At 44.2% G+C, this 8,915-nt stretch carries 4 protein-coding genes and 1 tRNA gene; 2 read left to right on the top strand and 3 right to left on the bottom strand.

Features of this window, described 5'->3' with window-relative positions:
- Nucleotides 1-9: 9 nt before the first annotated feature.
- Nucleotides 10-6,939, top strand: a complete 6,930-nt coding sequence (locus tag QUB16_RS32175; RefSeq protein ID WP_333322370.1) for a Calx-beta domain-containing protein — start codon at nt 10-12, stop codon at nt 6,937-6,939.
- A gap of 408 nt (nt 6,940-7,347) precedes the next feature.
- Here QUB16_RS32175 and QUB16_RS32170 read toward each other — a convergent pair whose 3' ends face one another.
- The 3 genes from QUB16_RS32170 to moaC all read right to left on the bottom strand — a co-directional run bounded on the left by QUB16_RS32170 (nt 7,348) and on the right by moaC (nt 8,582).
- Nucleotides 7,348-7,650 (bottom strand): DUF3181 family protein, encoded by a 303-nt coding sequence (locus QUB16_RS32170; RefSeq protein ID WP_333285792.1) that lies wholly within the window; start codon nt 7,648-7,650, stop codon nt 7,348-7,350.
- A 64-nt stretch (nt 7,651-7,714) separates the two neighbouring features.
- Nucleotides 7,715-7,972 carry a 2TM domain-containing protein gene (locus QUB16_RS32165; RefSeq protein ID WP_333322368.1) on the bottom strand — a complete coding sequence of 86 codons (258 nt, stop codon included), beginning with the start codon at nt 7,970-7,972 and terminating at the stop codon, nt 7,715-7,717.
- Between the two features lie 88 nt (nt 7,973-8,060).
- The gene (moaC, locus tag QUB16_RS32160) at nt 8,061-8,582 is read right to left on the bottom strand and encodes a cyclic pyranopterin monophosphate synthase MoaC (RefSeq protein WP_333322367.1); all 522 of its coding nucleotides are present in this window, start codon (nt 8,580-8,582) and stop codon (nt 8,061-8,063) included.
- Nucleotides 8,583-8,660: 78 nt separating this feature from the next.
- On the opposite strand from moaC, the gene QUB16_RS32155 reads away from it, so the two are divergent.
- Nucleotides 8,661-8,734 (top strand) — tRNA-Arg (locus QUB16_RS32155).
- Nucleotides 8,735-8,915: the final 181 nt, after the last annotated feature.

The raw sequence follows: 8,915 nt of genomic DNA, 5'->3' as shown, positions 1-8,915 counted from the left end.
GTTGTCACCTTGAGCGAAGCTGTACAAAAAGGCACTGGCAATTTGGTTATCAAGAAAGTCTCGGATAACTCAATTGTTGAAACTATTAATGTGACGGCGGCTAATGTCACCGTCAGCGGTTCTAGCGTCACGATTAATCCGGTCAATGACTTAGTTGATGGCACTCAATACTATGTAGAAATTGCCAACGGTGCAATTAAAGACTTAGCTGGTAATAACTACGCTGGAATTACTGGGGCAACCACTTGGAACTTCAAAACCGTTTCAGCTATTTCTATTACGGATATTGAGGTAGACGAATCCGCCACCAATGCAACATTTACAGTTTCCCTGTCATCAGCAAATAGCGAACCTATCACTGTTTCATACCAAACTGTTGATGTCAGCGCAAGAGTTGCAGATGGAGATTACACAGCGCTTACAAAAAGCACCCTTACATTTGCACCAGGAGAACAAGTAAAGACTATTTCAGTCCCAATTGTAAATGACAGTGTTTATGAGCCAAATACAGAGATATTTACAGTCAACCTAAGCGATCCTAAAAATGCGGTAATTGGGAAAAGCAGGGGCATCGCAACAATCAACAGTGATGACGGAGCGCCTTGGGCGAGTATCGTTGTCTACAATCAGATTGTGAACATTCAAGAAGGAAATAGTGGCACGTCTACCGTCACTATTCCTATCTCCCTAGATCGTCCCAGTAACGTACCCGTAAAAGTTAGTTATAAAACTGTTGATGACACAGCAACAGTGGCAGATAATGACTACGTTCAAATTTCTCCAACAGTAGTAACGTTTAATCGCGGAGAAATAAAAAAAGATATCACTGTATCTGTTGTGGGGGATCGCAATAAAGAAAAAAATGAGTGGGTAAACGTTGTTATTAGTGCGGTAGATAATAACGTTTTCGTTCCCTCTTATAGCAATAGTCAATCGTTCAGAATTGAAGATGATGACATAGAGCCTAATATTTCTATCAATGATATTACGTTAAAAGAAGGAAATGGCGATGGAAATAATAACACTTTTTCCAGCCAAGCCACTTTTACAGTCACCCTTTCTGAAGCAGCAGGTATCCCGGTAACTGTCCAGTATCAAACGAATGATGGGATAGATCCTTATGACCCAAACGGATTTCGTTTGGAGGTTGTAGATTATCAAAACATTCAGCAGACAGCTTTAACATTTCAGCCTGGAGAGACTAGCAAAACAATTACAGTCCCAATTAATGGGGACTCTTACTTTGAAAAGGATGAGCAGTTTATAGTCACTCTCAGCGATGCCGTTGGGGGCAAAATTGTTAAAGGCACCGGCATAGCTACTGTGATTAATGATGATGCCAAACCTACCATTTCTATTATCGATGCTACTACCTCAGAAATAGCAGGCCGTGCAGAGGTTGAAGTAAAACTTTCTAGTCCCAGTAGTCAAGCAGTTAGAGTTGGCTACAGAACCCAAGATAACACAGCAAAAGCAAATGAAGACTACACCAAACAAGACCTCACTAACGTCTTATTCAAGCCTGGGGAAACTGTTAAAACGATTCCAGTTCCCATTGTCAAGGATAACAAAACCGAATCTGGTGAATTTTTCTCTGTGATTCTCAGCGAACCTTCCGTAGGTTCGCTGAATAGCACAATTGCCAAAGGTACTGGAACCATTACTATTCTCGATCAAATAGGTATTTCAATTGATGACATCCAGGTAATAGAGGGTAACAGTGGCCAAACCAATGCTACTTTTACAGTAACCTTAACAGCGCCTGTCAATGTTCCCGTTACAGTGGAGTACAACACTCAAGATGGTACGGCAAAAAGAGATATCTATTCCAATGATTATTATGGTTCGGGGAGAGACAATAAAATTACCTTTGCATCGGGAGAAACTAAGAAAACCATTACTCTGCCAATAATTGGGGATACGAAGCGTGAAGAAGATGAAACTTTTAGCGTCATTCTCAGCAATCCTACAAATGCTGTTCTCAGCAGCAAATCGACTGGGATTGCCACAATTATTGACGATGACCGACCTTTAGTATCTATTAGCGATACTATTGTTGACGAAGATGGGGGTAAATTGAACCCTGCTAAATTTGACATTACTCTCTCTAAACCTGTTGATGAAAAAGTAACGGTTACTTATAGCACTAAGGATGGCACTGCCAAGAGTGGTGACAAAGACTACTCAGCCGTCATTAATAAAACCGTTATCTTCAACCCAAATGAGACAAAAAAAACAATTGATGTTGAGGTTGTGGGGGATAGCAAAGTAGAAGGAGACGAAACCTTTAGCGTTGTTCTCAATAGTGTCAATAGTTCAAACAATAGCAAGATTAGTGTCGGGGAGGCAGCAGCCATCATTGATGATTTTAATGATTCAACAAAAAGCTATCCTAATGGAGCCAAACAAAAAATTTTCATCGATCGCGCTGTCGTTCTAGAGGGAGAGAAGAGTGCAACTAATGAAGCAGTTTTTAACGTTAAACTAGATAGTGCTAGCACACTTCCGATTACCGTTCGCTATCGTACCGAAGATGATACAGCAACAGTTGCGGATAAAGATTACGAACCCATAACTACTCCCCAAACTTTAACATTTAATCCCGGCGAAACTCAAAAAACGATTCGAGTTAAAGTTAATCCTGACGAAAAAGCTGAAACTGACGAACGCTTTAAAGTTTTGTTTCGTGGCGCAACCAATGCCACCGTTGAAAATATCTTTGCTGAAGGAATCATTATTGATAATAAATTGACAAAAGCAGGGATAACGCAGCTTGCTTTTGATATGTTGGCTGCTTGTGCGGTTGATACCGGTAATAAGGTGCAAGTACCATTTTTTGGCCAATTTCCCACCGCAACACTCGAAAGTAAACTTTCTACAGTCGGTAAAAGTTTGACGGGAGTTTTGAATCAAAATCCTAACATCGCACGCGATAGTCTAAAACAGGTACTTTCCACAGCGTTACCAACTGGATTTTCTCTTGTTGATGACGAGAGCTTGATAGTAAACCCTAATAGCTTAGAATTCAAGATTCGGGGTCAAGAAAGTTTTAACAGTCAGATTGGCAGCAAAGGATTTAACCTCTTTGACCGAATTCAATTCAATCAAGACACCTACAAATTAGGTGAGCCTTCTGCTTCAGCGGGTCAAACCAGTGTTGATTATGATATCTCTGTCGCTGTTGCTTATAAGTCCGATTTGGGATGGTATATCAATACACAGAAAACTGGGTTTAGCACTGTTATTAACGAAAAAGTCAAGGATGGTTCTCTAATTAACAATGCCATCAGTGGATTTTTACCTGTTAACTTTACTGCCAAAACGAAAGACAATAAAACAAGCCAATCTCAGGCAAATTTTCAACTTTCCTTACGCGATTTTGATGGGTCAGAAACCGACGCAGATGGCTTTGGGCTAACCGCCTCTGAAATTGTCAACAACTTATATAACTCATTTGGGAAAATAGGTACGTCTCAACCGCTGTATAACTCAGCTCTCACGGCAGATGGAACCCTGAATTTAGATGGTGAAGTTTTGCTGAAATCTGGACTGCCATCTCTCAAATTCAACCTTTACAGCGATTTGCCGACAATTAATTACGTCAACGGCAAATTAACCACAGAAAAGAACCCTAGTTTCTTAGCTATCAATAATGTCAAGCTGGATTTAGGGAACTTTATTTCTCGCTTTGCTAAACCAGTATTTGGCAACATTTCGCGGGTTATCTCTCCAATCCGACCCATTCTCGACTTTTTAAATACCGATACTAAAATTTTCGGGGAAGTTGGTTTAATAGGGGCGTTCGATGCTGATAAAGATGGAAAAGTAACTCCGCTGGATCTGCTAAAAAAATTTGCAGGGGATCGTGTTTATCAGTATGTCAAATTTGTTGATACTGTCAACGAAATAGACAAGATTACAAGGCTGATGGAAGAATCCTTGAAAGAATCTGGTAATCTGGAGCTCGATCTTGCTCCCTACCAACTTTATAAAGATGAAGAGAAAGAGGACACAGGGGTTTTAAAATTTTCTCCGGAATCTGATGACCTGAAAAAACGGTACGAAGAATATAAAAAAGCGGAAGAACAACGCAAGCAAATACAAAAAACAGCCACCAAAGATGAAATGACCAAGCAAACTCAGGTGGCTGGTGAGGGGGTTAATAGTCAGGTCAAGAAAAAGGGAGATTCCCGTACTACTAAAAAAGAAGAATTGGCTAGCAAATTAGCAGGAGCTTTCGAGAGTTTTGACTTACCAATTTTGACCAATAGTCAAAGCGCCGGCAAGTTATTGGCGGGGGAAGATGTCCCCCTGATGACCTACCAATTGCCAGCCCTGGAATTTGGGCCGGAGATTGAAGCCGGTTTTCGAGTGTTTGGAGTGCTTGAAGGAGGTCTTCGAGGTAGTTTGAAAGCGAATCTTCGGAGCATTCCCATTGGATACGACACCTATGGAATGAAAGAATGGGTGAAAACGGGTAAGGATTTAGACTTACTCAATGGCTTCTACATGAGTACGAATAAAAATGCTGATGGGACGGGGGAAAATGTTCCCGAACTGATCCTTAAAGCAACCATTGGTGCTTTTGCTGAACTTGATGCTTTGGTCGCATCAGCAGGCGTTGAGGGGGGAATTGAAGGCACTGCTGAACTGAATTTGATCGAACCTGAAGGCAGTCCCAAAGATGGAAAGCTGCGGGCTGGAGATCTCGCGAATATCTTTACCGCTCCTCAAGATATCATCAACTTACAAGGCGGAATCCGCGCTTATTTTGATGCTTATTATGACACTGCTGTGACATCCGAAGAAAGGATTCGTTTGGGTTCTTTTCCTATATACAACTTCCGGGTAGGTGCCGAGTCTGGTACTGCTCAAGATGGTTATATCACCGGCGCATGGGTGTTCTTTGATGCGAATTTCAACAATATCCAAGATGAGGGTGAGTCTAACTCGATGACCTTCCCTGATGGCAGTTTCGAGCTACAAGTTGATATGGATAAATTCGATATCAACAAAAATGGCAAACTTGACCCCACCGAAGGCAAAGTTGTTTTAATCAGCGGTCAAGATATTTCCACCGGCTTGACTTTGGATACCCCATTGAGTTCTGTGCATGGTTCCAAAATGGTGACACCGCTAACAACGATAGTGGCGCAACTGGCACAGGAAGGAATGGATGTCACCGAAGCTCAAACCAAGGTAAAAGCTGCGTTAGGACTGCCGGCGGATATTGATTTGGCAACGTTTAACCCCTTAGAAGCGGTGGCGAATAACGATCCGAAGGGTTTAGCGTTGTATGCTGCGGCAATTCAGGTACAAAATACGATCGTCCAAACTGCTAAGTTTATTGATGGGGTAAGTAAGGTGTCGCTGGCTCAGTTGGCTGATGCGCCCATTGCAGCGATCGCTCTTTCCTTAAAGGGTGGGGCATCTGTCGATTTAGCCAAAATAGAAACTATACAGGCGATCGTTGAAAGCTCAATTACGAAAGCTGCCGCATCTGATTCCACAATAAACATATCCCAGCTTAAAAGTGTGGCATCAGCCGCCGCTCAAATCATGGCTTTGGGGAATCAAATCATCAAGGATCTCGTCGCTAGCGGTCGCCCCCTCAAAGATATTGCTCTTGAAATTACCAAATTGCAGGCGGTGTCAGTAGGTCAAATTGCGGTGGGACTGCCGGATTTGGCTGCGGGAACTGTGACAGTTGAACAGTTCCTCGCTCAAAACACCAAAGAGGCAATTCTGGGTCGGATGGAGAAGGTGAAGGTAAATGACCCCACTGTTCGCCCCGTTGTCGAGACGAGCGCCCTCAAAGACCCGATCGATCCAGAGGAACCTACATCTGAGGACACCGGCAGCGCCCCCGACACCGAAACCGGCACCGACACACCAACACCGATCGCTCCGACCCCACCGATCGCTCCGACCCCATCAGTAACAGCCTCCGACACACCGACACCATCGGAAACAGCCTCCGAAACACCAACACCATCGGAAACAGCAACTCCCACGCCAACAACTAATAACCTCTCAGACGATGAGTGCATCTGCGACCAAATTACCTATCCCAACTTAAACCGACCCAACTCAGTTGAAAACACCATACTCGACGCATCCGACATTCAAATAGGCACTGCCCAAAACGATGAATTACTAGGTAGCAATGCTGCCAATATATTCGAGGGCAAATCTGGGGATGACAACCTATACGGTGGTGCCGATAATGACATTATTAATGGCAACCAAGGCAATGACTTCATCGCCGGAGGCAAAGATGAAGATACTCTCTACGGAGATGAAGGAAGCGACATCATCCTTGGCGAGTCGGGTAACGATTTAATCTTCGGAGGCAAAGGCAATGACTTCTTACATGGCCGCGAAGGTATTGACATCATTTATGGCAACAAAGATGACGACTTCATCGATGGTGGTAAGGATAATGACACCTTATATGGAGGCAAAGGTAACGACATCCTGCTGGGCAGTCAAGGTGATGACAATCTGTTTGGACAACAGGGTTCGGATACCATCTGCGGCGGTGAAGGCAATGACTTAATCAACGGTGACGAAGGAGCAGATATCCTGGGAGGGTGTGCCGGAAATGATACTCTGTTCGGAGGCGCCGATAACGATACTCTCACTGGTGGCAAAGGCAACGATCTCCTTGACGGAGGCATGGGCAATGATAGTTTGATTGGCGGTAGCGGCAACGATATCTTTGCCTTAAAAGCAGGTCAAGGATTTGATATTATCGCTGATTTTACTCTGGGTCAAGATTTGATTGGATTAAGCGGTGGCTTGAGTTTTGGTCAGTTAGAAATAACTCAAAATACTCAGGGAACTCTTATTAAGAATCTCTTGACAGGGGAGCAGTTAGGTGTGATGGTTGGAGTGAGTGCAGATGCGATAACATCGGCTAATTTCATGCTGGTTTAAGGAAAGGAAGGAAAAGTGCGATCGCCCTTCGGTACAAAAAGACCAAAAAAGGCGATCGCACTTAAATCCAAATCAACAATTGATACAGCGTATTCCAGGTTTAGGAAGTGTAGGACACAGCAATGCCCATAGGTGTCAACTTAAGTACAACCCATAGTCCGGCAAGGGTTGAAACCCCTGCCTCAAAGCGAAAGTCCTCTCAAGAGGACTCAGAAGAAGAATTTTTAAACTCATCAGTCCTCTTTCAGAGGACTTTAGCTATTAGACAGGGAATTCATTCCCTGGCGGACTGGCTGACTGGCGAGAGGACTGGCGGACTCACAGCTTAAGTTGACACTCCTTGGGCTCTTGGAGTGTCCCTACGGGGATTTATCTGGGGTGTACTTTATAAACGTGAAATCTGCTGTATTACATCTTCCGCTGAAATTCCTCAAGCACATCCATCAACTGAACTTGACACTGCATCGGAATCAAATCTGCCAGCGGCACTTCCCGCTTGCCGCCCCCCAACTTGACTGGAATTCCTTGCAAAACTTGTGCAACTTTGTCAGCATCTAAATCGCCATCTTCCAGCATCCGGTAAAGTTGTTCAGCAACAACTGTATGCAGGTGGGCATCATTGAGATACAAATGCCATTTGGCAATGTCAATGTAGACATTTTCGCCAATTTCGGCTGCTAAGGATTCGATCGCCTGTGTAGTATTAGCCATATCAAAAAAGCACAAAGTTATTTGTTATCAATCAAAAGACTTAACAAATCGCCGACAACTGCCTTCAGCCAGAATCTTTGGTGAGGGGCGAATAATCGGCGATCGCAAAATGGTAAATCGCGTGGGACAAAACTACTAGAGCCCATCCACCCGTTACCGAAATTGCCCAAGGCCAATCAGCCTTTTGCAAATTGTGAACAAACCACAAACCAGAATTGGTAGCAGAAAAAAGACCGACGTGGATAGCAAAATTCATCCGGTCATCTAAACGGCGGTACTCTGGATCGTTGCGATCGGGTTTGCGGGGCCAACGAGGAGGCATAGTTTTTCACTTGATATTAGTAGTTCAGTGCCTATTTTAATCATAAGTGCAGCTTTTTGAATGCTGCATCCCTCTTTCGGCAGGAAACTTATGCCTCTACATTTTCATAGTCTCCAGACTTGCCGCCACTTTTACTCACCAGGCGAATTGACTCAATGGCGATCGACTTTTCCAATCCTTTCGCCATATCATACAAAGTCAGCGCCGCCACCGAAACCGCCGTCAGCGCCTCCATTTCCACCCCTGTTTCCGCCTTAATTTTCACCGTCGCCCGAATTTGATACCCCGGCAACCCAGCATCCGGCATCACCTGCACCTCCACGCTACTCAGCGGCAGAGGGTGACACAGAGGAATCAAATGTGCAGTCTGTTTCGCCGCCATAATTCCAGCCAGCCTTGCAGTACCCAACACATCACCTTTCGGCGCATTCCCCGCTTCAATCGCCGCAAACGTCTCCGGCAGCATCCGCACCCGGCCAGCAGCCACAGCTTGCCGCACAGTGGGCATTTTCGCCGAAACGTCCACCATTTGGGCTTCCCCGCTGTTGTCGAGGTGAGTTAGCTGTGTGCGATCGGGCAATTTAGAAAAAGTTTGCGAAAGGTCTTGCATTATTTTGGTAATGGTGTTACTGTTAGATTCTGTGAGAAAAGAACTTAATCAATTTTAGATTAAATCTGAACTCAACAGGGGCTTGTAGCTTAGTTGGATAGAGTGCATGGCTACGAACCATGAGGTCGGGGGTTCGAATCCCTCCAAGCCCACTACTAAAAGTTATGAATTTTGAGTTTTGAGTTTTGAATTAAGAAATTAATCCAACTCAACATTCAAGGCTCATAACTTTTTTTATTGGTATTTTACAAGAAACCTCACGGGAGCATCTCAGTTTTGCATTTACAGTGCGAGCGTCCCCGCTCGCGTATTGTACAATACGCGAGCGGGGAC

It is taken from the genome of Microcoleus sp. D3_18a_C4 (assembly GCF_036702415.1).
Taxonomy (GTDB): Bacteria; Cyanobacteriota; Cyanobacteriia; order Cyanobacteriales; family Microcoleaceae; genus Microcoleus.
The sequence above is the reverse complement of the archived record's forward strand: the minus strand, read 5'-3'. Positions and strand labels throughout refer to the sequence as shown.

Bases quoted from the DNA above. Each gene is read 5' to 3' on its own strand.
- moaC (WP_333322367.1), bottom strand. From the start codon at position 8,582: ATGCAAGACCTTTCGCAAACTTTTTCTAAATTGCCCGATCGCACACAG.
- QUB16_RS32170 (WP_333285792.1), bottom strand. From the start codon at position 7,650: ATGGCTAATACTACACAGGCGATCGAATCCTTAGCAGCCGAAATTGGC.
- QUB16_RS32165 (WP_333322368.1), bottom strand. From the start codon at position 7,972: ATGCCTCCTCGTTGGCCCCGCAAACCCGATCGCAACGATCCAGAGTAC.